At 72.3% G+C, this 23,950-nt stretch carries 17 protein-coding genes; 6 read left to right on the top strand and 11 right to left on the bottom strand.

The genetic code is table 11. From position 1 onward, the window contains the following. Window positions 1-169: 169 nt before the first annotated feature. On the bottom strand, window positions 170-1,333 hold the full coding sequence (locus AB0B68_RS09900) for an acyl-CoA dehydrogenase family protein (RefSeq protein WP_357259037.1): 1,164 nt from the start codon (window positions 1,331-1,333) through the stop codon (window positions 170-172). Window positions 1,334-1,583: 250 nt separating this feature from the next. Between AB0B68_RS09900 and AB0B68_RS09895 the strand changes: the two genes are divergently transcribed. Continuing rightward, window positions 1,584-3,011, top strand: a complete 1,428-nt coding sequence (locus tag AB0B68_RS09895) for a UDP-glucose/GDP-mannose dehydrogenase family protein (protein ID WP_355005619.1) — start codon at window positions 1,584-1,586, stop codon at window positions 3,009-3,011. 151 nt (window positions 3,012-3,162) lie between these two features. Next, window positions 3,163-8,058, top strand: a complete 4,896-nt coding sequence (locus AB0B68_RS09890; RefSeq protein ID WP_357259034.1) for a permease — start codon at window positions 3,163-3,165, stop codon at window positions 8,056-8,058. 152 nt (window positions 8,059-8,210) lie between these two features. On the opposite strand, the gene purE is transcribed toward AB0B68_RS09890, so the two are convergent. The 6 genes from purE to mca all read right to left on the bottom strand — a co-directional run bounded on the left by purE (window position 8,211) and on the right by mca (window position 16,112). Then, complete coding sequence (gene purE, locus AB0B68_RS09885; RefSeq protein ID WP_357259030.1) at window positions 8,211-8,708, bottom strand: 5-(carboxyamino)imidazole ribonucleotide mutase; 498 nt, start codon at window positions 8,706-8,708, stop codon at window positions 8,211-8,213. Window positions 8,709-8,791: 83 nt separating this feature from the next. Beyond that, complete coding sequence (locus tag AB0B68_RS09880; RefSeq protein WP_357259027.1) at window positions 8,792-9,967, bottom strand: 5-(carboxyamino)imidazole ribonucleotide synthase; 1,176 nt, start codon at window positions 9,965-9,967, stop codon at window positions 8,792-8,794. A 121-nt stretch (window positions 9,968-10,088) separates the two neighbouring features. Continuing rightward, window positions 10,089-12,125, bottom strand: a complete 2,037-nt coding sequence (locus tag AB0B68_RS09875) for a thioredoxin domain-containing protein (RefSeq protein WP_357259024.1) — start codon at window positions 12,123-12,125, stop codon at window positions 10,089-10,091. A gap of 52 nt (window positions 12,126-12,177) precedes the next feature. Continuing rightward, complete coding sequence (locus AB0B68_RS09870) at window positions 12,178-14,709, bottom strand: bifunctional diguanylate cyclase/phosphodiesterase (RefSeq protein ID WP_357259020.1); 2,532 nt, start codon at window positions 14,707-14,709, stop codon at window positions 12,178-12,180. A gap of 179 nt (window positions 14,710-14,888) precedes the next feature. Continuing rightward, window positions 14,889-15,182, bottom strand: a complete 294-nt coding sequence (locus AB0B68_RS09865) for a hypothetical protein (protein ID WP_357196773.1) — start codon at window positions 15,180-15,182, stop codon at window positions 14,889-14,891. Between the two features lie 48 nt (window positions 15,183-15,230). Next, a complete protein-coding gene (mca, locus tag AB0B68_RS09860) occupies window positions 15,231-16,112 on the bottom strand; it encodes a mycothiol conjugate amidase Mca (RefSeq protein ID WP_203126352.1) in 882 nt (293 codons plus the stop codon). 203 nt (window positions 16,113-16,315) lie between these two features. On the opposite strand from mca, the gene AB0B68_RS09855 reads away from it, so the two are divergent. Beyond that, window positions 16,316-16,756 carry a DUF4307 domain-containing protein gene (locus tag AB0B68_RS09855; RefSeq protein ID WP_357196770.1) on the top strand — a complete coding sequence of 147 codons (441 nt, stop codon included), beginning with the start codon at window positions 16,316-16,318 and terminating at the stop codon, window positions 16,754-16,756. 156 nt (window positions 16,757-16,912) lie between these two features. Beyond that, a complete protein-coding gene (gene greA, locus AB0B68_RS09850) occupies window positions 16,913-17,410 on the top strand; it encodes a transcription elongation factor GreA (RefSeq protein WP_357196766.1) in 498 nt (165 codons plus the stop codon). Between the two features lie 97 nt (window positions 17,411-17,507). On the opposite strand, the gene ilvA is transcribed toward greA, so the two are convergent. From ilvA to AB0B68_RS09830, 4 genes are all read right to left on the bottom strand, one after another. Continuing rightward, window positions 17,508-18,728 carry a threonine ammonia-lyase gene (ilvA, locus tag AB0B68_RS09845; protein WP_357196763.1) on the bottom strand — a complete coding sequence of 407 codons (1,221 nt, stop codon included), beginning with the start codon at window positions 18,726-18,728 and terminating at the stop codon, window positions 17,508-17,510. A gap of 68 nt (window positions 18,729-18,796) precedes the next feature. Next, entirely contained in the window at window positions 18,797-20,206 is a 1,410-nt protein-coding gene (locus AB0B68_RS09840) for an amidase family protein (RefSeq protein WP_357259017.1), read from the bottom strand. A gap of 13 nt (window positions 20,207-20,219) precedes the next feature. Beyond that, on the bottom strand, window positions 20,220-21,362 hold the full coding sequence (locus AB0B68_RS09835; protein WP_357259014.1) for a cystathionine gamma-synthase: 1,143 nt from the start codon (window positions 21,360-21,362) through the stop codon (window positions 20,220-20,222). A 110-nt stretch (window positions 21,363-21,472) separates the two neighbouring features. Continuing rightward, window positions 21,473-22,516, bottom strand: a complete 1,044-nt coding sequence (locus AB0B68_RS09830; RefSeq protein ID WP_357196757.1) for a hypothetical protein — start codon at window positions 22,514-22,516, stop codon at window positions 21,473-21,475. Between the two features lie 141 nt (window positions 22,517-22,657). On the opposite strand from AB0B68_RS09830, the gene AB0B68_RS09825 reads away from it, so the two are divergent. Next, entirely contained in the window at window positions 22,658-23,080 is a 423-nt protein-coding gene (locus AB0B68_RS09825; protein WP_357196754.1) for an HIT family protein, read from the top strand. Window positions 23,081-23,156: 76 nt separating this feature from the next. Further along, on the top strand, window positions 23,157-23,819 hold the full coding sequence (gene msrA / locus AB0B68_RS09820; protein ID WP_355005633.1) for a peptide-methionine (S)-S-oxide reductase MsrA: 663 nt from the start codon (window positions 23,157-23,159) through the stop codon (window positions 23,817-23,819). Window positions 23,820-23,950: the final 131 nt, after the last annotated feature.

The raw sequence follows: 23,950 nt of genomic DNA, 5'->3' as shown, positions 1-23,950 counted from the left end.
CCGGGCGGACGCGTGCGCGAACCCATCGATGAGGATCAGTGTGCGTACGTGCCGAATCAGGCCCGGTGCGGCGCTGCCCCGCCTTTACCCGAGCGCCGGGATGCCGCGCGCCGGCACGGGCGACCGCCGGCACCGGACGCTTGAGCAACGGCGTTCGGAAACCCCTCGGTCAGCCCTGCAATAGCTGCCGGGCCATCACGATCCGCTGCACCTGGTTGGTGCCCTCGTAGATCTGGGTGATCTTGGCGTCCCGCATCATTCGCTCGACCGGATAGTCCCGCGTGTAGCCGTAGCCACCCAGCAACTGCACCGCGTCGGTGGTGATCTCCATGGCGGCGTCGGAGGCGAAGCACTTGGCCGCCGCGCCGAAGTAGGTGAGATCCGCGTCGCCACGCTCCGACTTGCCAGCAGCCGCGTACGTGAGCTGCCGGGCCGCCTCGAGCTTCATGCCCATGTCGGCCAGCATGAACTGGATCCCCTGGAACTCGGCTACGGCCTTGCCGAACTGGCGACGCTCGGCCACGTACCCCTTCGCGTAGTCGAGCGCGCCCTGCGCGATCCCGACGGCCTGCGCGGCGATCGTGACCCGGGTGTGGTCCAGGGTCTTCATCGCGGTCGCGAAGCCGGTGCCCTCCGCGCCGATCATCCGGTCGGCCGGGATCCGCACGTTGTCGAGGTAGACCTCGCGGGTGGGCGAGCCCTTGATGCCGAGCTTCTTCTCCGGCGCGCCGAAGCTTACCCCGGCATCGGACTTCTCGACCACGAAGGCCGAGATGCCCCGGGACCGGGCGGACGGGTCGGTGACGGCGAATACGGTGTAGAACTCGGACACCCCGGCGTTGGTGATCCAGCGCTTGACACCGTTGAGCACCCAGTGATCCCCATCACGTACCGCCCTGGTGGTCATGGACGCCGCGTCACTGCCCGCCTCGGGCTCGGAGAGGCAGTACGAGAACATCGCCTCACCGGCCGCGACCGGCGTCAGGTAGCGAGCCTTGAGGTCGGCGGAACCGGACAACAGGAGCGGCATGGTGCCGAGTTTGTTCACCGCCGGGATCAGCGAGGACGACGCGCAGGCACGGGCCACCTCCTCGATCACGATGGCGGTGGCCAGCGCGTCCGCGCCCGCGCCGCCGTACTCCTCGGGGATGTGCGGTGCGTGGAAGTCGGCCGCTCGCAGCGCGTCGTAGGACGCCTTGGGGAATTCCCCCGTCTCGTCGGCCTCCGCGGCGTGCGGAGCCACCTTCGCGGCGCAGACATCTCGCACGGCTTCCCGGATCGCCTGGTGCTCTTCCGGCAACCGGTAGACGTCGAACGACTCCCCTGCGGCCATCTCGGCCCTCCCCTTCACCACTATCATGCGCAGTCTGTGACGACTCCTGACCGCCGACGGCGCAGACTGAAGACTAGCGACTGCAGTTCAGGTGATGTTACCGGCGCGTAGGTATGGGCAGGACGGCGCACCTAACGCGCTCAGCGATGATGGAGATTGAGACAGTGAGCCACCCTCCGGTGCCCCGCCCAGGCGCCGCAGCAGAATGCGACGCGACGACGCGGCGCCAGCGCGAGCGGAGAAGACAGGCGTGACGATCCCCTACCCCACCATCCAGCCGACCCCCGCCATCGCCGCGGTGACCCCGCCCTCGGGCGCACCCCGGCCGCGGGTGACGTTCCTAGGGACTGGTTACCTCGGTGCGACGTACGCCATCTGCTACGCAGAACTGGGCTACGAGGTTCTCGGGTTCGACGTCGACGCCGACAAGATCGCGATGCTGAACGCCGGTCAGGTGCCGATCCACGAGCCCGGCCTGGACGAGCTGCTCCGGCGCAACCTCGCCGCCGGTCGCCTCCGGTTCAGCACCGACATCGCCGAGACCGCCGAGTTCGGTGACGTGCACTTCATCTGCGTCGGCACCCCGCAGCGGGCCGACGGCATGGGCGCCGACCTGTCGTACGTCGAGGCGTCGGTCACCAGCCTCGCGCAGCACCTGACCCGCAAGGCGTTGATCGTCGGCAAGTCCACCGTGCCGGTCGGCACCGCCGAGTGGGTCGAGCAACTCGTCGGCAAGCACACCCCGAACGACCTGGACGTCGAGGTGGCGTGGAGCCCCGAGTTCCTCCAGGAGGGCTTCGCCGTCGACGACGTCCTGCGGCCCAACCGGATCGTGGTCGGCGTCAAGAGCGAGTGGGCCAACGGCATGCTCTACGCCGCGCACAAGGGCGTGTTCGACCTGGCCGCCACGGAGGACCGCGAGGTGCCCCTGGTGGTTACCGACTTCTCCACCGCCGAGCTGGTCAAGGTCGCCGCGAACGCCTTCCTGGCCACCAAGATCTCCTTCATCAACGCGATGGCCGAGGTCTGCGAGGCCTCCGGTGGCGACGTCACCCAGCTGGCCCGCGCGATCGGCTACGACCCGCGGATCGGCAACCGGTTCCTCCAGGCCGGCCTCGGCTTCGGAGGCGCCTGCCTGCCCAAGGACATCCGGGCCTTCCAGGCCCGCGCCCAGGAGCTGGGCGCCGGCGAGGCGCTGCGCTTCCTCCACGAGGTCGACCTGATCAACCTGCGCCGGCGTACGCGGGTGCTCCAGCTCGCCGCAGACCTGCTCGGCCGCCGCTCCGGCCCGGCCGGCCCGGACTTCTCCGGCACCCGGATCGCCGTACTCGGCGCCACCTTCAAGCCCAACACCGACGACGTCCGCGACGCCCCGGCGCTCGCCGTCGCCGCGCTGCTGCACAAGGCCGGCGCCGACGTGCACGTGTACGACCCGCAGGGCACCGAGAACGCCCGCCGCGCGGTCCCCGAGTTGACGTACGAGAGCAGCATCAACGAGGCGGTCAACGAGGCCGACCTGGTCTGCGTCCTCACCGAGTGGGCCGACTTCCGCAACGCCGACCCGGTCGCCCTCGGCGAGTTGGTCAAGGGCCGCAAGGTCGTCGACGGCCGCAACTGCCTCGACCCGGCACTCTGGGCCCAGGCGGGCTGGGAGTACCGGGGCATGGGTCGCCCCTGACCCAACGGACGCCCCGCCGGCCGGCCATCGAGCATCTCGATGGCCGGCCGGTGTCGTTGTTTGCCCCGGACCCGCCGACAAGAGTCGAAATCCGCGCCAGCTTTGGGCATGCTGCGACAGTGGGAGTCCACAGTGCGGGTGGAGGGGTGTCGTGGCGACCTTTCAATGCTCCTCGTGCGGCCGGGAGATCAAGCCGGCCGTTCGATGCCCGCACTGTGGGGCAGATCAACCACAGTGGGCCGAGCACCTGGCCGACATCGAGCGTTCGATCGCGGAGATGAAGGCGCGCGACGCCGCCATCGCCCGCGAGCAGCGGCAGATCGCCGCCAAGATGCAGGCCGCGCTCTTCCAGCGGGACATCCTCGCCCACGCCAGCGAGGAGCGGCTCAAGCAGGCCACCCGGCCACGCCGGGTACTGCGCCGCCGCCCCGGCCGGCGACCACCGACTGCCACCATGGGCGCGCCGCCCCGGGTGCCCCGCCAGGGCACTCCGCCCGCCCCCGAGGACCCGCCGCCGCCCCCGCCCCGGGCCGCCTGGCTGGACGTGGACGACCCGGAGCACCCGCCGGAGGCGTCCTCGCGGGAGGTGCAGAACATCCCGCTGGGGCTGGGCGCGCTGCTGCTCGGCGTGGCCGCCGTGGTCTTCGCCGCGGTGGCCACCAGCTCGATGGACGCGCTGGCCCGGCTCGGCATCCTGCTCCTGGCCACCGTGCTGATGCTGCTCGCCCCGCCGGCACTGGCCCGGCGCGGGCTCACCTCGACCGCCGAGACCATCGCCGCGGTCGGCCTGCTGCTGGTGCCGCTCGCCGGCAACGCCCTCTGGGCGGTGGACCGGATCGGCGTCGGCGGCGGCTCCGGCACGGTCTTCGCCGGGGTGATCTTCGCGGTCACCGCTGGCGTCGCATTCGGGTACGCCGGTTGGACCGGTCTGCGCGCGCCCCGCTTCGCCACCGTCCTCGCCGCCCAGCCGGTGCTGCCGCTGCTGGCGTACGACCAGATCACCGGCCCGGGCGGCTGGGCGCTGGTGCTGGCCCTGGTCGCCCTCGTCGACCTCGGCCTGGCCCGCTCCAGCGTGACCGTCGAACGCCAGGTCCGGCAGGACCTGCCATCGCCGGGCACGCCGCCCGCGCCCCGCCAACGAGACGCCGAGAGCCGGCCGGAGGGCGACCCGGAGGAGGCCGCCGAGCTGATCGACGCCAGCGGCGGCGCGACCGACCCGCAGCCCACCAGGCCGGTGCCCGGCCTGCGTGAGCTGACCTGGTTGCTGCACGCCCTGGCGGTCGCCGTCTCGCTGGCGTACGCGGTCACCGCCCTGCTGCGGGCACAGACCGTGCCGACCGCTACCGGTGCCGGGGTGGTGCTGCTGCTGGCCTCCGTGATCGGGCTGGCCGGCGCGTTGGTGCTGCGGCGCCCGCCGCTGCCGGACGTCGCGGCCGGCATCGTCACCCTGGCGGTGATCGGCTCACTCAGCCGGATCGCCTCGGTGGCACTCCCTGGCCGGGCGCTGCTGCTGATCGCGGCGGTCATCACAGTGACCGGGCTGGCGGTGCGCGCGGTCCCGGAGGCGGCCCGACGTGGCCCACAGTTGGCCTCAGCGGTGGCGCTGACCGTCAGTGGTCTGGTGGTCGCCGGCGGCGCGCTACGCGCCGGGGTGGCACCGGTCCGGGCGGCACTGCCCGCCTGGAACCCCGACCTCAGCCGGTACCCGGGCGAGCTGGCCGCCGCCGTCGGGCCGACGACCTGGCAGCTCGCGGGTGCCGCGTTCCTGCTCACCATCGCGGCGGTGCTGGCCCTGCCCACCGAGATCCGCCGGGAGTTCGCGGTCGCCGGCGCGGCGCTGACCGCGCTCGCCGTTCCAGCCTCGTTCGGTCTCGGCTGGGCGACGGCCCCCTGGCCAATGGTGATCACCGCGATCGGCATCGGGGTCATCGGGCTGTCCGCCCGCACCGACCGAGCCGCTGTGGCGCACGCCATCGGGGCGGCCGTGGTCGGCCTGTTCGGCGCGGGTGCCAGCCTGGCCAGCCCCACCCTCACCGCCGCGGTCCTGATCACCCTGTTCGCGGCCGGCACGCTGGTCACGCTGGCGCCCCGGATCCGGATCGCCTCGGCCGCCTCCGAGACGGTCACCGCCTGGGCCGCCGGTGGGGCCGCGTTCGCGCTGCCCGGGGCGGTGGCGGCGTTCGTGGCCGCGACCATGCCGAACGACCCGCTCCTCACCCCGGCGAGCCTGCGCGAGGTGACCGTTCCGATCCTGGCGGCCAGCTTCCTGGCGGTCTGCGTGACACTGGGCTACGCGGCCGTCGTGCAGGTCTCCCAGCGCCACATCCCCGTTCCGCTGTCGGTGGGCACCGGGCTGGGCGCGCTGATGGTCACCGCCGCCGCGTTCGGGGCGCCCGGCGCGACCGTCGCCGACGCCTGGGTGGGCGCGCTCCTGCTGGTCGCGGCGGTGCTGCTCTTCCTGGCCCCCTCCATCGACGCCGGCCGTCGAGCCGACCTCACCCTCGACGGCTCGGACCTGGCCGCCGCGGCGGTCACCACCGCCCTGATCGCCACGCTGGTACGGATCGGGGCGGTGCTCGCCCCCGGCGGGCAGCTGGCGGTGGCCGCCGCACTGCTCCTGGTGGTCGCCGTGGCCGCCCGCAGCATGCCGGAGGAGTGGCGACGCGGTCCGATCCTCGGCCTCACCGTCGGCGGCGTCCTGATCGGCGTCCTCGCCGGCTGGACGGCGGTGCGCGGCGGGGTCGGCGTGCTGGCCACCCCCGGCCCGATCTGGAGGGGCGACCTGAGCGACTGGCCGGCCGCCCCCGTCGGCGGTGCCACCTGGCAGGCGCCGGTCGCGCTGGCACTGCTGGCCCTCGCCGCCGGCATCCTGCTCCCGCCGCCGTGGCGCTGGGACGTGTCCGGTGTGGCGGTGGTGCTCGCCACGATCGGCGCACCGGCCGCATTCGATCTGGCCTGGTGGTCACCGGTGCTGGTCGGCGGAATGGTCGCCACCGTGTTCGGCATGGCCGCGGTGGCCACGGAGGAGGCACGCGCCGGGCTGTCCCGGGCCACTGTGGCCGGGGTCGTCGCGCTGCACGCCGCCGGCGCCGGACTGGTCCGCCCGTGGACCACGGCCCTGGCGCTGGGCAGCATCGCGCTGATCGGCGTGGTGGTGGCCACACTGGCCCGCGTCCTCGCCGGTCCACAGGTCGCCGACATCGACACCGAGGGCATGCCGCCGCACCTGGCGCAGATCGGCGGCGCGGCGATCGGTGCCGCTCTGCTGGCCCTCCCGGGTGCGGTGGCGGCACTGTCCGCCGAGTTCGACCACTCGGCGCAGGTGGTGCTGACCGCCGCGCTGGCGGCGACCAGCCTCGGCCTGGCCGCCGTGGCAGCGGTCCGCCGACTGGTGCCGCAATATCTGCCCTGGGTCAGCGTGGCGGTCGTCGGCGGGGCCACCATCAGCGCCCTTGCCGCCATCCCCACCGGCCTCGCCGCAGGCGTCTACGCGGCCGCCGCCGCCCTGCTCGGCGTACTGGCCGAACTGATCCGCGCGGCCACCGTGCCGCCCACCGGCGCGGCCCAGCCGGTCCGGCGCTGGGCGGTCCGACTCGACGGGGCCCTGCGGCGGCTGCCAGACGACGCGGAACGACGGCGGTGGCGGGTCAACCCGGCCGCGGGTGCGTTGGCCGCGGCGGCGCTGCCGACCGCCCTGGCGCTCGCCTCGATAGCACCCGCGCTGGTCACCGCCCTGGTCGAGCCGCACCGCACACTCACCCGGATCTGGCAGGGCCCGCCGCCGGAGCTGCTCACCCCTCCACCGGACGTGGTCAATCCGACCCACGTACTGACGGCGTTGCTGCTCACCGCGACCGCCGCGCTGGCCGCCACCGGGTTCAGCGGCGGGCGGCGTTCCCGGGCCGTGCCGGTGGTGCTGCCCGGAGCGGCCGTCACGCTGCTGATCGCACCCATCGCGCTGGGCCAGGGCTGGCCCGCCAGCACCGTCGCCGCGCTCTCCGTCTTCACCATCGCGATGCTCGGTCTCGCACTGACCCCACCGCCGGCGCTGGTCGAGCGGGCCCGCTCGCTGCGGCTGGCCCGGGTGCTGGTGTTCGCCATCGGTCTGGCCGGTGGCAGCGCCGGGCTCGCCGGCAGCCTGGCCGACCGGCAGATGACCCTGTTCACCCTGGGCAGCGCTGTCGGGGTGGGCGCGGTGGCGGCGCTGTTCGGCACCACCCAGCGGGCGCGCATCCTCGGCTGGCTCTTCGCCTCACTCATGGCGCAGCTCTTCGTGCTCACCGTCGGCCTGGTCGCCGGGCTGGCGGCGGTCTGGTCGGCGTTCGGAGTGCTGGCCGTCGGCGCGGTCCTACAGGTGCTCGCCGCGACAGTGCCCCGGCTGCGCCGCCCTGAGGCGCAGCGAGAGGCCTCCACAGTGGAGTGGACCGGGTACGCTGCCGCGCTGATCGCGTTGGCCCTCGCCTTCGACTCGCCCCGTCACATCGCCGCCCTGCTGGCCGCCTGGGGCGCTGTCCTCGGGGTGGCGGCGACCCGACCCGGTCGCCGGCCAGTGGAACGCCGGATCCTGTTCTGGGCGGTGGTGGTCTGTGAGATCACCGCGTGGTGGATCCTGATGCGAGTCGCCGACGTGGCGCTGCCCGAGGCGTACACCCTGCCGTTCGCCGTGCTGGCCCTCCTCGTCGGCGTCCTGGAGCTGCGCCACCGGCCCGACATGAGCAGTTGGGTGGCGTACGGCCCGGCGCTGGTAGCGGCCTTCGTGCCGACGCTGGCGATCGTGCTGGCCACTGAGACCAGCACAGTGCGGCAGATGCTCCTGCTGCTCGGCGCGGTCGCGGTGCTTATCTTCGGCTCGTCCAGCCGGCAGCAGGCCCCCGTGATCGTCGGCGCGTCGGTCACCGCGATCACGGCGATCCACGCCCTGTTCAGCCTGGGACCGTGGTTGGCGCTGATCCCGGTGGGCATCCTGCTGCTGGTGCTCGGCGCAAGCAACGAGCGCCGCCGCCGCGCCCAGGAACGCCTACAGACCGCCCTGCGTGGCATGAGATAAGCCGGAGGGTCACGGCGGGGCGAGTGCACTGGTGTCGATCATGGAGTTGTGGTGGGGGACGAAACCCGTAAATGCCCTCTCGCCGGGCACCATAACTCCATGATCGACCCGTCGAGGGCAGGTTCGCGGGTGCGGGGCGGGGCTCGCGCGGGTTAGGACTGGGGCAGGGTTGCTTGGAGGGCGGCTTCCTTTGTTGCTACCAGCTTCTCCAGGTCCTGCTGGTAGGTCGCCATCTTGGCGCGCAGGCCCTCGTCTGCGGCACCGAGGATCCGCACGGCGAGCAGGCCGGCGTTGCGGGCGTTGCCGATCGACACGGTGGCGACCGGGATCCCGGCCGGCATCTGCACGATGGACAGCAGCGAGTCCATGCCGTCGAGGTGCTTCAGCGGCACCGGCACGCCGATCACCGGCAGTGGCGTCACCGAGGCCACCATGCCAGGCAGCGCGGCGGCACCCCCGGCCCCCGCGATGATCACCTTGAGGCCCCGGTCGGCAGCGTCGCGCCCGTACTCGATCATCGCGACCGGAGTCCGGTGCGCCGAGATCACCCGGACCTCGTACGCCACGCCGAAGTCGTCCAACACCTCGGCCGCGGCCCGCATGGTCGGCCAGTCCGAGTCGCTGCCCATGATCAAGCCAACAGTGCTCACTACGGCCCTCTCCTCGTTCCCAAAACCGTGGTTCACCCGAAACCCTGGCTCACCCGAACCCGTGGTTCATTCGAACCCGTGGCTCACTCGTGGCCCTCGCGCAGCCAGCGCGCGGCGCGTGCGGCCCGCGCCCGCAGGTCGTCCAGGTCGTCACCGAGCACTGTGACGTGCCCGATCTTGCGGCCAGGTCGCACCTGCTTGCCGTACAGGTGCACCTTGGCGCCCGGCTCTGCGGCGAAGAGGTGGTGCAACCGCTCGTCGATCGACATCCCGCCCGGCTCACCGCCGAGCACGTTCGCCGACACCACCACCGGGGCGGTCAGCGCGGTGTCACCCATCGGGTAGTCCAGCACGGCCCGCAGGTGCTGCTCGAACTGCGAAGTCCGGGCACCCTCGATGGTCCAGTGCCCGGAGTTGTGCGGTCGCATCGCCAGCTCGTTGACCACGATCGCAGGCCGGCCGGCGTCGTCGCGCACCTCGAACAACTCCACGGCCAGCAGGCCGATCACACCGAGCGCGGTGGCCAGGTCGATGGCGAGCTGCTGAGCGGAGACCGCCAGCTCCTCGTCCAGGTCGGGGGCCGGGGCGAGGACCTCCACGTTGATGCCGTCGCGCTGCACGGTCTCGACCACGGGGTACGCAGCCACCTGACCGAACGGCGAACGGGCCACCTGCACGGCCAGCTCCCGCCGCAGCGGCACCCGCTCCTCGACGATCAGCCGGGTGCCGCCAGCGAGCAGCGTGGTCGCCAACTCGGTGGCCTGGGCGGCGTCGTCGACCATCCAGACGCCCCTGCCGTCGTACCCACCCCGAGCCGCCTTGAGGACCACCGGCCAGCCGACCTGCTCGCCGAAGCCGACGAGGTCGGCGGGCTCCGCGACCGGCCGCCAGGCCGGGTTGGGCGCACCCAGCTCGGTCAGGCGTTCCCGCATGACCTGCTTGTCCTGGGCGTGCAGCAGCGCGTCCGCCGGCGGGTATAGGGGCACCCCTTCCGCCGCCAGCGTGCGGATGTGCTCGGAAGGTACGTGCTCGTGGTCGAAGGTGACGACGTCGCAGCCCTTGGCGAAGGTGCGCAGCGCGGCCAGGTCGGTGTGGTCGCCGTACTGGACGTCGGCGGCGACCAGCGCCGCGCCGTCGTCAGGGGCGGTCGCGAGCACACGCAGTGACTGGCCGAGGGCGATCGCGGCCTGGTGGGTCATTCGGGCCAACTGGCCGCCACCCACCATGCCGACAACTGGCAGACCGGTACGGGAATCCATAGCGCGGCCAGCCTATCCGGGCCGTCGACGGGCCCACCGGGAGGGCTGGCGACCCGCCTCGGAAGCGCTGGCGGGACCACCCGGCGGGCGGGGCGGGCGACTACCGGGCGTGGCCGTGCGCTCAGCCGAGCTCGGCTACCAGCTCCTCGACCGAGGTGACCGGCCGCTGGCAGACGAAACCCCGGCAGACGTACGCGGCAGACCGCCCCTCGACCAGCGGACGGTCGGCGAGCAGCGGAACACCCGGCTGGTCCGGACGCCCGGCGACGACCACCGCTCCGGGCGGCGCGTGCCGGCGGGCGGCGGCCACCAGGGGGTCGCCGGCCGGGTCGTCGGTGACCACGGCGATCTCGTACGGCCCGGAGAGCAACGCCTCGCCGACGGTTGCCGCGTACCCGGTGAACCGGGGGTGCTTACCGACGATCGGCGCGACAGTGCCGAGGGCCGCTTCGGCGGCCTCCCGGTAGCGCGTCTCCCCGGTCAGCGCCGAGTACGCCACCAGCCCGGCGATCAACGCCGACCGGCCGGACGGCGTGGCGTTGTCGGTCGGGTCGGCCGGGCGGGCGACCAGCAGCTCCGCGTCGTCGGCGGTGTCGTAGAAGGCGCCACCGGGCGCGGCGAAGTGCGCCAGGGCGGTGTCCAGCAGCTCGCCGGCCAGGGTCAGCCAGCGGCCCTCGCCGGTGAGTTGGTGCAGCGCGCAGAAGGCCTCGGCAACACAGCCGTAGTCCTCCAGGACACCGGCCGGCTCGCCGACCTTGCCGTCCCGGGAGACCCGGCGCAGCCGGCCGTCCACCAGGTGTACGGCGGCCAGGTGCTCGGCGGCCTGGCGCATCGCCCCGTCGGCGACGATGGTGACGCCGTCCATCAGGTTGGCGTCCTCATCCTGCGGGGACGCGTACACGGCGGCGACCTGCTGGAACTCGGCGATGGCGGTGATCGCCAGACCGTTCCAGGCGGCCACCACCTTGTCGTCGAGGGCCGGCTGGGGGCGGGTGTCCCGGGCGGCGAGGAGTCGCCCGACCACCTGCTGCCAGCGGGCGCGCACCTCGGGCGCGGCGTCGTCCACGTCCCGGGCGAGCCGCAGCACGCTCATGCCATTCTCAAAGGTGCCGTCGTCGGTGACGGTGAACAGGTCGGCGGCGAACCGGCCGTCCTCCTCGCCCAACGCCTCCACGAGCTGCGCGGGCGTCCAGGCGTAGGTGAGCCCCTCGACGCCCTCGGTGTCGGCGTCCAGTGCGGACGCGAACCCCTGCCCGGGCCGGTGCAGCTCGTCGGCGAGGAACCGGGCGGTGTCGCGGGCCACCCGGCGGGCCAGCGGGTCGCCGGTGAGTCGCCACAGCTGGGTGTAGAGCCGCAGCAGCAGCGCGTTGTCGTAGAGCATCTTCTCGAAGTGCGGCACCGTCCAGTGCGCGTCCACCGAGTACCTGGCGAAGCCGCCCGCGAGCTGGTCGTAGAGGCCACCCCGGGCCATCGCCTCGGCCGTGTGCCGGGTGATCTCCAGGCTGCCCGGGTCGCCGGTGCGCTGGTGGTGGCGCAGCAGGAAGAGCAGGTTCATGTGCGGCGGAAACTTCGGGGCGCCACCGAACCCGCCGTTCGTGGCGTCGTACTCGCTGGCCAGCTTCGCGGCCGCCGCGTCGAGCAGCGGGGCGTCCAGCGGCGCGGTGGGGCCGCCCACGGCCTGCGCGCCGCCGATCGCCTCGACCACGGCGGCGCCCTGGCCCAGCACCGCCTCGCGCTGCTCCCGCCAGGCGGTGGCGACCGACTGGAGCAACTGGACGAAGTTGGGTCGGGGGAAGTAGGTGCCGCAGAAGAACGGGGTGCCGTCCGGGGTGGCGAAGACGGTCATCGGCCAACCGCCCTGGCCGGTCATCGCCTGGGTGGCGGTCATGTAGACCGCGTCCACGTCCGGGCGTTCCTCACGATCCACCTTGATCGACACGAAGTTGTCGTTCATCAGGGCACCGACCTGCTCGTTCTCGAACGACTCGTGCGCCATGACGTGGCACCAGTGGCAGGCCGCGTAGCCCACCGAGATGAGCACCGGAACGTCCCGCCGCTTCGCCTCGGCGAACGCCTCGTCCGACCAGGGCCACCAGTCGACCGGGTTGTCGGCGTGCTGGAGCAGGTACGGACTGGTGGCCTCGGCGAGTCGGTTCACCTGACGACCATAGCCAGCCCCGGCGCGGACCGCGCGGGCTCCACCCGGACGGTCAGGACGCGCCGTCGGCGCGGAGCCGGAACACGTTCGACTCCGCCGAGTCGCGCAGCGACCCCAGCACCGCGCCGATCTTGTCCGCCGGCATGGGCTTGAAGAAGTGGTAGCCCTGCGCGGAGGTGCAGCCCAACTCGGCCAGGGCCATTCGCTGCTCGGCGGTCTCCACCCCTTCGGCGACCACCCGCAACCCCAACTCGTGAGCGAGGCCGACGGTCGTCCGGACGATCGCCGCGGCCTCCGGCGAGTCGGCCATCCGGATGACGAAGGAACGGTCCACCTTCAACTCGTCCACAGCGATCCGGGTGAGGAAGGTCAGTGACGAGAATCCGGTGCCGAAGTCGTCAACGGCGAGTTGCACGCCCATCGACCGGAGCGTCGCCAGCACCTCGTCGATGACCTCCAGCTCGCTCATCACCACCGTCTCGGTGATCTCCAGAACGAGCCGGTGCGGCGGCACCTGGTGGCGGCGCAACGCCTCGGCGATCTCCGCCGGCAACCGGGGGTCGAGCAGACTGCGCGCCGAGAGGTTGACCGAGATCGGCACGTCCAGCCCGTCCCGGGCCCAACCGGCGGCCACGCTGAGCGCCTTGTTCAGCACGTAGCGGGTGAAGGCGCCGAGCTGCTCGCTGTTCTCCACCGGCCGGATGAAGTCGGACGGGTTCAGCCACCCACGCCTGGGGTGCTGCCAACGGATCAGCGCCTCCACCCCGGTGGGCGCACCCGTGGCCAGGTCGACAGCCGGCTGCAACGCCAGCACCAGCTGATCGTCGACAGTCAACGCCTCACGCAGCTCGGCCAGCAGGGCGAGCTGGTCGGTGCTGGCCGCGTCCCGTGCGCCGTCGTACGCGGCGACGTTGCCGCCGCCCTCCTTGGCCTGGTACATCGCGATGTCGGCCCGGCGCAGCAGCTCGGTCAGGTCCGCGGTGCCCGCGGCGGCCACCACCACCCCGACCGAGACCTCGATGGACATCCGTACGCCGGCCACCTCGGTCGGTGCGGCAAGCCGTTCGGCGATCTCGCGGGCCTGACGCAACGCGTGGGCCATCGGGGCGGCCCGATCGCCGAGCACCGGCACCGCCGTGAGCAGCAGGGCGAACTCGTCGCCGCCGAGTCGACCGAGCAGGTCACCGGCGCGGACCAGCGCGTTGAGCCGGTTCGCGGTCAGTCGCAGCAGCTGGTCACCCGCCGCGTGACCGAGGGTGTCGTTGACTTCCTTGAACTGGTTGATGTCCAGCAGCAACAGCGCCACCGGGTGGTCGTGGCCGAGCTGTCGCAGCGACTGGTCGCCCTTGCTCAGCATCGCCGCCCGGTTGGCGAGCCCGGTGAGCGGGTCGTGCACCGCCTCGTACGACGAACGGGCTGTCACCAGCCGCAGCTCGTGGTGGGTAGCGGCGTCGTGCAGAGCGGCGGCGAGGGCGTCGCCGAACGCGGCCACCGCGTCACGTTCCCGGGCCGTGGGTGGGGCCGAGCGGGGGAACCGCACCCGCAGCCGACCGACCGGCGTGGCGCCGACCGACAGCGCCCGGCTCAGCTCGTGCTCGTCCGGCTCCGACTGGTCCGGCGGGCTGGTCTCCCGGTCGACCAGTTGACCGCCGGCGTCGCCCCGGTAGCGGTGCCACCGGCCGTCGGCCCGGGCCACGTCGACGTCCACCAGCTCGGCGTTGAACAGGGTCAGCGCCCCGGTGACCGCCGCGCTGGCCACGCCCCGCTCGTCGAGCTGGTTGAGGGCCGCGGTGGCCTCGGCGAAGGCACGCCAGGTGCGCCGCTCCTGATCGGAGCGCAGCCGGTAACGGTAGGTCTGCTGCAACAGCCACAGCAGCGGCGGTAGCAACAGCAACCAGCGCGGGTCGAGTTCCAGAAGGGCGACCACCACGAGGCCGACCGCCACGTTGCCGACGAACATCAGCAGCTTGCCACGCAGTGCGGCGAGCAGCGGCGGCCCGATCGGCAGCCCGTGCCGCAGACCCAGCGTCACGCCGCCCAGCCAGGCGGTCACCAGGAGGTACGTCACCGAACCGGCGATCACGGCCAGCGCCAGGATCGGGGTGGGTGGCGAGAGCAGGGGCCGCCCGAGCGCGGTGGTCACGGAGACGGCCAGTGCGGACGCGGCGGCCAGCGAAGCGGCGATCCGGACGATCTCCAGGGCCGGACGGCGGTCGCTGTGCAGTGACAGCAGCGTCCAGGCCAGCCCGGTGCCGAGCAGCGTGGCGGACGGGAGCCAGCCGGCTGGAGTCAGGTAGAGGCAGACGATCAGGGCCGCCTCGCCCCAGGTGATGCTGACCATGCCGGCGGCCGAGCGGAATCGCAGCCGGGCGAGCTGGGCGAGGGCCAGGACGGCGACGGCGATGCCGAAACGGGCCGGACCGCCGAGGGGGTCGTCGGCCGGCAGCCGGACCGGGAGGGTCAGCCCGACCGCAGCGGCGGCCAGGGCGGTCAGCGTGACGGCGGCGGTGAGCACGAGCACCCGGCCCGGTGTGCCACGCACCCCGAGCCGATCGAACGGGTCGTCGGCCGGACCGGAGGTCATCGACCTCCCCCGTCAGCCGACCGACCGACGTCGCGGTGGGCGGCCGGTGCTGTGCTGGTCATCGGCGCCCCCTCCCGCACACGGCTCGGAGACTTTTGGTCCCCCCGGCGGAAGGCTAAGCCAAACCGGGTGGTCGCAACAGGGGGCGACCACCCGGTTCGGCGTGATTCACGCGCGGACTACCCGTTCAGGTGCTGCTGGTGCCCGTTGGGAGCGGGCGTGGATGAATCACGCCCCCCGGTCCCGTCTGTCGGATCGGCGACTGCCGCATCGGCCCTGCTGGGGTCGGTCGGCCCGGACTGCGTGGGGAAACGGTCCGGCAGACGGCGCAGCCGAGCGTTCATGTTGCGGATCAGCAGAATGGTCGCGGTGGCCAGCAGCAGGATGAGGAAGAGGCCCATCGGCCCGGCCAGACCACCCGTGCGGGTGTCCCCGAAGTTGTTCTCCGCGAGCACCTGGGCAGCGGTCAGCATGGCGTTCCTCCGATGTGCGGTTGGTAACCAGGGTAGCCCTGCCGGGAATCAGCGCGCGTGCGCCGTCTCCCGCACCCCGGCGAAGAGGTCGGACTCTGGCAGCGGGCTGTCGACCATCGAGCGCGCCAGCTCGTAATCCTCGGTCGGCCAGGCGCGCCGCTGAAGCTCCATCGGCACGTGGAACCAGAAGCCGTCCGGGTCGACCTGGGTGGCGTGGGCGCGCAGCGCGTCATCGCGGACCGGGAAGTATTCGGCGCACTCGACCCGGGTGGTGATCCGCGGGCCCTTGTCGGGGCGGTCCTCCCACCGCTTGAGCCACTCCTCGTAGGGCGACTCCAGACCGGCGGCCAGCATGCCCTCGTGCAAGGCCATGATCTTGCCCTTGGAGAAGCCGATGTCGTAGTAGAGCTTCAGTGGCTGCCAGGGCGCGCCCAGCTCCGGGTAGCGCTCCGGGTCACCGGCGGCCTCGAACGCGGCCACGCTCACCTTGTGGCACATGATGTGGTCCGGGTGCGGGTAGCCACCCTCCTCGTCGTACGTGGTCACCACGTGCGGACGGAACTCGCGCATCAACCGCACCAGCGGGCCCGCAGCGACCTCGACGTCCTGGAGGGCGAAACAGCCCTCGGGCAGCGGCGGCAGCGGATCGCCCTCGGGCAGACCCGAGTCGACGAAGCCCAGCCAGGCCTGGTCGACGCCGAGGATCGCCCGCGCGGCGTCCATCTCGGCACGCCGGATCTCGCCGATGTTCGCCCACACGTCGGGTCGGTCGAGCTTGGGGTTGAGCACGCTCCCGCGCTCGCCACCGGTGCACGTCACGACCAGGACGTCCACCCCCTGAGCGACATATTTCGCCGTCGTCGCCGCGCCCTTGCTCGACTCGTCGTCCGGGTGCGCGTGCACGGCCATGAGACGCAGTTGCTCTGCCAACTTCGGCGCTCCTCGTCTGTGCCGGACGGTGGACCCGACCGGGCTCGACCGGCTGACCTGCCGGGGTCTTTCCTCACCGCACCCTGTCACCGGCCACCAGCGCCGGGCATGACCTGCCATTCCTGCCGCTGGACCGGGTGGGAGGATGGGGCTCTGTCATTCTTGCCGATGCCGCCGACAACAACGCCAGGAGATACCCGCCGGTGACCGAGACGCACGCCACAATTTCACCAGGCGCGCCGGTATTCCCGGCCGGACGCTACGGCCGCCGTCGGGCACCGGGCGGAAAGCGCCGCCGTACGCTGATGGCCGCGCTGGCGCTGTTCGCGCTCGTCGCGACGCTGACCGTGATCTCGGTCCGGCTCTACCGCCAGTACGGCGACCCGGTCTACGACGCCCAGGTGATCACCTACACCGACATCACGGACAAGCAGGTGCTCGTCGACTTTCGGGTGACGGTCCCGTCCGGTGGGTCAGCGGTCTGCGTGCTGCGTGCCCGGGACCGTGCCGGCGCCGAGGTCGGCCGCGAAGAGGTCACCGTCACCGCCGACCCCGGGGATCGGCACGTCACGACCCGGCACCGCCTGACGACCACCGCGCGGCCGTTCATCGGTGAGGTGCTGCGCTGCCGAGCACCCTCCTGAGCTGCCCAAACAGCACCAGAATCGGGGCTGACGGGGCGTTCACCCCCGGTGTGTGATCCGGACACCGGCGGTGATGGCCGACACGCTGTGTCGTACCGCACTGGTAACTTGGTAGTTCACCTGTCAGCCAGCCACGCACAACTGAGGAGAACGCCTGTGTCCACTGGCAACGAGGCGCCCGCCACCTGGCTGTCCCAGGACGCGTACGACCGCCTCCAGGCCGAGCTCGACGAGCACATCGCCAACCGCCCGGTGATCGCAGCCGAGATCAACGCTCGGCGCGAGGAGGGCGACCTGAAGGAGAACGGCGGCTACCACGCCGCCCGCGAGGAGCAGGGCAAGGCCGAGGGCCGCATCCGCTACCTCCAGGAGCTGCTGCGCACCGCGAAGGTCGGCGCGGCGCCGACGGCGGACGCGGTGTCGCCCGGCATGGTGGTGACGATCTACTTCGACGACGACACGAACGACACCGAGACCTTCCTGCTCGGTTCCCGGGAGATCGCCGCCACCACCGACCTGACCGTCTACAGCCCCGAGTCCGCGCTGGGCAAGGCGATCCTGGGCGGCCGCGCCGGGCAGACCTGCACCTACACGGCCCCCAGCGGCGCCGACATCAAGGTGACAGTGGTCAGCTTCGAGCCGTTCTCCGGCTGACCGTCACCGATCGCGTCACCCGCTTCCGACCGGGTCGACCGACGCCGGCACCCCGCTGCCGACACACTGCGCATCCGAGGCGTGGCACCCACAGGTGTCACGCCTCGGCCGCGAAGACCACCTGGTAGCCGCTGGCCCGCAGGGCGCTGATCAGGGTGTCCGAGTGCTCGACACCACGGGTTTCCACCGACAGCGCCACCTCCACCTCGCCGAGGCTGAGGTGCGGGTTGGCCCGCTGGTGTTCCACGTCCACCACGTTGGCCCGGTGCTCGGCGATCTGGCTGAGCAGCGACGCGAGCTGCCCCGGCCGGTCCGAACAGCGCACGGTCACCCGCAGGTAGCGGCCCGCCGCGGCCAACCCGTGCTCGATCACCCGCATCATCAGCAGCGGGTCGATGTTGCCGCCGGAGAGCACCGCGACCACCGGCGTCTCCACCTCGACCACACCGGCCAGCAGCGCGGCCACACCGACCGCACCGGCCGGCTCGACCACCTGCTTGCCCCGCTCCAGCAGCATCAGCAGGGCCCGGGAGATGTCCTCCTCGGAGACCGTGACGATCTCGTCGACCAGCTTGCGCACGTGGTTGAAGGTGATCTCGCCCGGCCGGCCGACCGCGATGCCGTCGGCGATGGTGGAGAAGATGGGCAGCCGGACCGGTTCCCCGGCCACCAGTGAGGGCGGGAACGCCGCCGCTCCGGCCGCCTGCACGCCGATGATCCGGACGTCCGGGCGCAACGCCTTGGCGGCCACCGCCATGCCCGAGATCAGACCGCCGCCACCCACCCCGGTGATGATCGTCTTTACCTCCGGGCACTGTTCGAGGATCTCCAGCGCCACAGTGCCCTGCCCGGCGATCACATCAGGGTGGTCGAACGGGTGGATCAGCACCGCTCCGGTGCGCTCGGCGTACGTGTGCGCCGCGACCAGCGACTCGTCGACCGTGTTCCCGGCCAACTCGACCTGCGCGCCGTACCCCTTCGTGGCGGCCACCTTCGGCAGCGGCGCGTTGACCGGCATGAAGACGGTGGCGTGCGTGCCGACCAGGCCGGCGGCGAGAGCCACGCCCTGCGCGTGGTTGCCCGCGCTCGCCGCGACCACCCCACGCTCCCGCTCCGCGGCCGACAACCGGGAGATCCGCACGTACGCGCCCCGCACCTTGTACGAGCCGGCGCGCTGCACGTTCTCGCACTTGAGCCACGTCGGCCCGCCCAGAGCCGCGCTGAGCGGCCGGGAGGGCTCCAGCGGGGTGGTGCGGGTGACGCCAGCGAGCAACTCCCGTGCGGCCCGCACGTCGTCGAGACCGACCAGTTCCGTCATGCCCCGATCGTGCCATTCGCCCCCGGGGCACCCTGCGGCGACACCGGTGCGAGGCGTGCCGGAGACGATCACGCGGTGGCCGTCGACCCCGTCTCGACGCGGGGATAACCGGGGGCGTGGCGCGTCCACGGGGCGGCCATCTCGAACTGCCCGGCCACACCGAGCAGCAGCAGCTCCGAGCCGGGCGGACCGACCAGCTGCACGGCGACCGGCAGACCGTCGGGGCGGCGTCCGACCGGCACGACGACCGCCGGCAGGCCGGCGATGTTCCAGGGTGCGGCGTACGGGGCGTACCGGATGTTGGCTGTCATGTTCGCCCGCCAGGACCGCTCCGACCAGCGGGCCGCCTCCGGTGGCGCGCTGGCCAGCGCCGGGGTGAGGAGCAGGTCGACCGAGTGGTTGGTGAAGAAGTCGACGGACCGTTGCCGCCAGGCGGCCCGGTCCGCCTCCCGCACGTAGCCGCGACGCTGCGCCCACTCGCCGAGTGCGACGTGTCGCCGGGTACGCCGTTGCAGCCCACGCCGGTCCAGACCGGAGGCCCGGACGTCGGTTGCGGCAGCGGCGAACCAGGTGGCGATGCCCTGGAGGCCGAGAGCGGTCGGGTAGACCGGATCGGCGGGCACGGTGTCGTGCCCGGCGGCGGCGAGGAGCCGACCGGCGGCGGCGACCGCGTCGCGGTTGGGCGCGTCCGGTGCGACACCACGCACCGGGGAGCGCAGCGAGACACCCACCCGCAGCCGCTGCGGGGGGACCAGCTTCTCGGGACGCCGGCCGGCGAGCACCGAGAAGCCGACAGCCGCGTCGGCGACCGTGCTGGTCAACATGCCGTGCTCGGTGAGGCCGAACCAGTCGTCCGCCCCGAGCTGGCAGGGGACCACGCCCCGACCCGGCTTGAGCCCGACGAGGCCGCAGCAGGCCGCCGGAATCCGGATCGAGCCGAGACCGTCGTTCGCGTGCGCCATCGGCACCAGTCCGGCCGCGACCGCTGCGGCGGCACCACCGGAGGACCCACCGGGGGTACGCGTGCTGTCCCACGGGTTACGGGTCACCGCGCTGTCGTCGTCGGTGAGCGCCCACAGCCCCAGCTCCGGCATTCGGGTCACGCCGAGGATCACCGCGCCGGCGCCGCGCAGCCGACGCACCACCTCGTGGTCGGCCTCCGACACGTCGGTGCGGGCGGCGGCCGACCCGTTCCAGGTGGGCAGGCCGGCGACCGGTGTGTTCTCCTTGACCGCCACCGGAACCCCGGCCAGCGGCAGGTTGGCCAGGTCCTCCTGCTCGTCGACCTTCTCCGCCTCGGTGATCGCCTCACCGCCGCGAACGGCGCGGAACGCGGCCAGCTCACGGTCGGCTCGGGAGATGTACTCAAGGTGGTCGGCGACGACCTGGGTCGCCGAGACGTCACCTCGACGTACGCCCCGGGCGATCTGCTTGGCGGTCGCTCCGACCCAGGTCGCCATGATGTCCTGCACGGCCATCCTTCCCCAGCGGTCAGCCCAGCGCCTGCTCCAGATCGGCGAGTAGGTCGTCGACCGTCTCGATGCCGACAGACAGTCGCACGAGATCGCCGGGAACTTCAAGCGGCGAGCCGGCAGCACTTGCGTGTGTCATCCGACCCGGGTGCTCGATCAGGGATTCCACACCACCCAGCGACTCGGCGAGCACGAAGAGCTTGGCCCGGTTGCAGATCTCGACGGCGTGGTCCTCACCACCGGCGGCGCGGAACGAGATCATGCCGCCGAACCGGCGCATCTGCTTGGCGGCGACCTCGTGACCGGGGTGCGAGGGCAGCCCCGGATAGAGCACCTGGGCGACCTTGGCGTGACCGTCGAGGTACGCGGCGAGCCGCTCGGCGTTGTCGCAGTGCCGATCCATGCGTACCCCGAGGGTCTTGATGCCGCGCAGGGTGAGCCAGGCGTCGAACGGCCCGTTGATCGCGCCCATCGCGTTCTGGTGGTAGCGCAACTCCTCGCCGAGTCCGGCGTCGGCGACGACGAGGGCGCCACCGACCACGTCGGAGTGCCCGCCGACGTACTTGGTGGTCGAGTGCACCACCACGTCCGCGCCGAAGGCGATCGGCTGCTGGAGGTACGGCGAGGCGAAGGTGTTGTCCACCACCAGCAGGGCGCCCGCGTCATGTGCCACGGCGGCCAGGGCGGCGATGTCGGCGATGCCGAGCAGCGGATTGGTCGGCGTCTCCACCCAGACGATCTTCGTGCGGCCGGGCTGCACCGCCGCCCGGACCGCGTCCGGGTCGGAGACCTTGGCCGGGCTGAACTCCAGGCCCCAGCGCCGCGCGACCCGGGCGAAGAGCCGGTACGTGCCGCCGTACGCGTCGTCCGGGATCACCACGTGGTCACCGGGCTGGCACACGGCCCGCAGCAGGGTGTCCTCCGCCGCGAGGCCACTGGCGAAGGCGAGACCGACCGGCCCGCCCTCCAACGCCGCCAGGCACTCCTGGAGCGCGTCACGGGTCGGGTTGCCGGAGCGGCTGTACTCGTAGCCGAGGCGAGGTGCGCCGACGGCGTCCTGGGCGTACGTGCTGGTCTGGTAGATCGGTGGTATCACCGCGCCGGTGCGGGCCTCGGGGTCCTGACCGGCGTGGATGGCGAGCGTCTCGAAGCCGTGACTCATTCTGGTGAGGCTAGTGCCCCGTCCCGAGGGCTGGAACGGAACCCGCGCTCCCGGTGGGGGCCGGACCTTCCGGCCCGGCCCCCACGTGCCAGCCAGGGGCCGACGGTCGGTCAGCCGGCCGGTACGGGCAGGACGTGCAGGGTGGCCTGGTTCCGCCCGGTCCAGTCGTAGGAGAGCGCGTAGAGCCGTGCACCGTTCGGCGACCAGGCCAGCCCACCCGGGGTCAGCTCACCGCCTCCCAGCACGAAGCGGGTCAGTTCGGTTCCGTCAGGCTGATAGACGAACAGGTACGAGGTGTCCGCCGCGGCGGCGATCCTGGTGCCGTCGCGGGACGGCTCGACGGCGGTCGGGTAGGCGCCGGTGGGGAAGATCGCCGAGGGGGTGGTGATGTCGGCGAACGGAAACGCCTGCACCACGTACGGGGCGCCGGCCGCGGTGTAGAGGGTGGTGCCGGTCGGGTCGAGGGCGATGTCCTGCAGGTTGCTGCCGATCACCGTCCACTCGTTGACCCGCAGCAGGGTGAGCGCTCCCCCGGCTCCGAGCGCGTACGCGTAGACCGACGCCGGGCTCAACGACACCTGCCCGGCCAGCAGCACCGATCGGTTCTGACTGGCGGCGGCCAGCAGCGGAGCGCCGTAGAAGTCCTGGGTGGTGGCCATCCCCGTCGTCACCCGGGCCGGCTGGCGCCCCAGGTCGATCTGGCCGATGTTGCCGCCCCACTGGTCACAGCCGTAGCCGAACCACAGGTACCGGCCGGTCAACGCCAGCGACGACGGGCACTCGCCCGCGCCGGTGTCGTACCGGGCCGACTCGACCAGCGAGCCGGTGTCGAAGGCGGCGATGGCGTTGGCGGTCGGCAGCGCCACGTAGAGGGTCCGCCGGTCGGCGCTGAGCAGCAGGTCGGTGGGGCCGGGCAGGCCCGACAGCGTGCCGACCACAGTGCCTGTCGCGCTGGTCACCACGACATCGGTGGCGGACCTGCCACCGCTGACGAAGACCCGGTCACCGGCCGACACCACGTCGGCCACCGTGTTCAGCGGCAGTGGGGTGGCGGTCTGCGCGGCGGCCGCCTGGGCGTGGCCCGGGGCCGCGCCGGTGAGCAGCCCGGCGGTCAGCGCCGCCAGCACCAGGGTGAGACCTCTTCTGATCTGCAAGCTTCGTCCTCTCAGAGCATCGACGCGGACGCCGACGGCCGGGATCGTCCCGCGCTCATTCATTCACGTAGATGACTACCACAGCCGGTTCAGGCGCGGGGGGCGCCGTGACCCGCGAGGCCGCCGGCATAACCTGGCCCGATGAGCGGTTGCGTGTTCTGCGGGATCGTGACGGGCGAGGTGCCGGCGTTCCGGGTGGCCGACACCCCGGACGGGGTGGCGTTCCTGGACACCCGGCCGGTGTTCAAGGGGCATGTTCTGGTGGTGCCCCGGCCGCACCTGGTGACCCTGGCGGAGTTGCCGGCCGACCTGCTGCCCGCCTACTTCGCCATGGTTCAGCGGCTGGCGGTGGCGGTGGAGACCGCCCTCGGCGCCGGTGGGACGTTCGTGGCGATGAACAACAAGGTGTCCCAATCGGTGCCCCACCTGCACACCCACGTGGTCCCGCGCACCAAGGGCGACGGGTTGCGGGGCTTCTTCTGGCCGCGCACGAGGTACGACGACGACACCGAGGCCCAGACGTACGCGGACCGGATCGCGGCAGCACTGCCCGGCGGGGCCTGACTGACGGTCACGCGGGTAAGGAAGCTGGACCCTCCGGTGTTACACGCTGGGAGAGGTACGAGAGGAGATCCCCACCGTGTTTTTGCGCCGCATGAACGCCGATATGGTCTCGCCCGACCAGGCCCTGCCGGGCCGTCCGATCGCCATGCCGGTCGCCGACCGCCACGAGGTGCTGGGCACCCCGTTGCAGGGCCCGTTCCCTGAGGGCCTCCAGGTCGCGGTCTTCGGCATGGGCTGTTTCTGGGGTGCCGAACGGCTGTTCTGGACGCTTCCCGGCGTCTACACCACCTCCGCCGGCTACGCGGGTGGCATCACCAAGAACCCGACGTACGAGGAGACGTGTTCCGGCCGGACCGGGCACGCCGAGGTCGTCCAGGTGGTGTACGACCCCAGCAAGATCAACTACGAGGATCTGCTGAAGGTCTTCTGGGAGAACCACGACCCGACCCAGGGCATGCGCCAGGGCAACGACGTGGGCACGCAGTACCGCTCGGCGATCTACACGACCACCGACGAACAGCGGACCATCGCGGAGTCGTCCCGCGACGCGTTCCAGCCGATCGTGACGCGGGCCGGCAAGGGTGCGATCACCACTGAGATCGCCCCGCTCGGCAGCTACTACTTCGCCGAGGACTACCACCAGCAGTACCTCGCGCCGACCAAGAACCCGAACGGGTACTGCAACCACGGCCCGAACGGGCTGAGCTGCCCGGTCGGCGTGGCCCGAGTCGGCGGCTGACCACGACGCACCACCCTGTCGTGGGGGGGGGGGGGGGGCCCCCCCCCCCCCCCCCGGGGGGGGGCCCCCCCGGGGGCCCCCACCGGCAGGGAGGGGGTGTGGTTGACCAAACCCCCCCCCCAAAAGAAGAA

Origin of the sequence: Micromonospora sp. NPDC049049 (assembly GCF_040649115.1) — a bacterium.
Lineage (GTDB): Bacteria > Actinomycetota > Actinomycetes > Mycobacteriales > Micromonosporaceae > Micromonospora.
This window is presented reverse-complemented; position numbering and strand designations above follow the sequence as displayed.

Coding starts and splice junctions, on each gene's coding strand:
- AB0B68_RS09880 (WP_357259027.1), bottom strand. CDS start 9,967: ATGGATTCCCGTACCGGTCTGCCAGTTGTCGGCATGGTGGGTGGCGGC.
- AB0B68_RS09840 (WP_357259017.1), bottom strand. CDS start 20,206: ATGGCCGTGCAGGACATCATGGCGACCTGGGTCGGAGCGACCGCCAAG.
- AB0B68_RS09870 (WP_357259020.1), bottom strand. CDS start 14,709: ATGACCTCCGGTCCGGCCGACGACCCGTTCGATCGGCTCGGGGTGCGT.
- AB0B68_RS09825 (WP_357196754.1), top strand. CDS start 22,658: ATGAGCGGTTGCGTGTTCTGCGGGATCGTGACGGGCGAGGTGCCGGCG.
- AB0B68_RS09865 (WP_357196773.1), bottom strand. CDS start 15,182: ATGCTGACCGCTGCCCAGGTGCTCGCGGAGAACAACTTCGGGGACACC.
- AB0B68_RS09900 (WP_357259037.1), bottom strand. CDS start 1,333: ATGGCCGCAGGGGAGTCGTTCGACGTCTACCGGTTGCCGGAAGAGCAC.
- AB0B68_RS09835 (WP_357259014.1), bottom strand. CDS start 21,362: ATGAGTCACGGCTTCGAGACGCTCGCCATCCACGCCGGTCAGGACCCC.
- ilvA (WP_357196763.1), bottom strand. CDS start 18,728: ATGACGGAACTGGTCGGTCTCGACGACGTGCGGGCCGCACGGGAGTTG.